Origin of the sequence: Mycobacterium sp. 050134, from assembly GCF_036409085.1 — a bacterium.
Lineage (GTDB): Bacteria > Actinomycetota > Actinomycetes > Mycobacteriales > Mycobacteriaceae > Mycobacterium.
In genome coordinates, this window is the sequence record NZ_JAZGLV010000064.1 from 1 (window position 1) to 933 (window position 933).

The 933-nt window shown below is 64.1% G+C and carries 2 protein-coding genes; both read left to right on the forward strand.

Features of this window, described 5'->3' with window-relative positions; translation table 11 throughout:
- A partial coding sequence (locus tag SKC42_RS27400) for a transposase (protein WP_330967363.1) occupies nt 1–431 on the forward strand: 431 nt, incomplete at its 5' end.
- Entirely contained in the window at nt 349–933 is a 585-nt protein-coding gene (locus SKC42_RS27405; protein WP_330967364.1) for an IS5 family transposase, read from the forward strand. The genes SKC42_RS27400 and SKC42_RS27405, both read left to right, overlap by 83 nt.

Below are 933 nucleotides of genomic sequence, written 5' to 3' on the forward strand. Positions count from 1 at the left end.
CAATGGTTTCGGGTGTTGTGCGTGAGGCTTGGGGTATGTCGCGGTTTCAGTTGCTTACCGATGCCCAGTGGGCCTTGATCGTTGATCTTCTTCCCGTTCGGACGGGTAAGCGGGGCAGGCCGTTTCAGGATGCCCGCTCGATGGTGGAAGGGATCATCTACCGGTACCGGTGTGGGATCGCCTGGCGTGATGTCCCGGCGGTGTTCGGTCCGTGGCAGACGATCTGGACCTGGCATCGGCGGATGAGTGCGGACGGCACGTGGGATGAGGTACTGGCCCGGTTGCTGGCTGCTGCCCAGCGGGTCGGCGCTATCGATTGGGCGGTGGCGGTGGATTCCTCGATCGCGCGTGCGCACCAACACGCCACGAACATCACCCGCCTCACAGGGGGCTGGGTCGAATTACAAGAATCTCCGCATCGAGCCGCCTGACCACGGCATTGGCCGCTCTCGCGGCGGGCTGAGCACTAAGATTCACCAGCTCGTCGATGGTGCTGGACTGCCTCTGGTCATCCTTGTCGGACCCGGCCAAGCCGGCGACAGTCCCGTCTTCGAGCATTTGCTCAACCATTTGAAAGTCGCTCGTCACGGCGGCGGGAAGCCACGGACCCGACCGCAGCGGGTCCGTGCCGACAAGGCCTACTCCTCACGACACAACCGCACGCTGTTGCGCAAGCGCCGCATCGGCGCGGTGATCCCCGAACCCCGCGATCAACAGGGACATCGCAAGCGAAGGGGATCAGCCGGTGGCCGCCCACCGGCCTTCAACGCCGAGGATTACAAGGGCCGCAACGTCGTTGAACGGCGCTTCTGCGACGTCAAACAGTGGCGCGGCCTGGCTACCCGCTACGACAAACTCGCCATCGTCTACCGCGGCGCAGCCGTTCTCAACGCCATCGTCGCCTGGACCCGACGTTTGTCAGACATGCCCTAG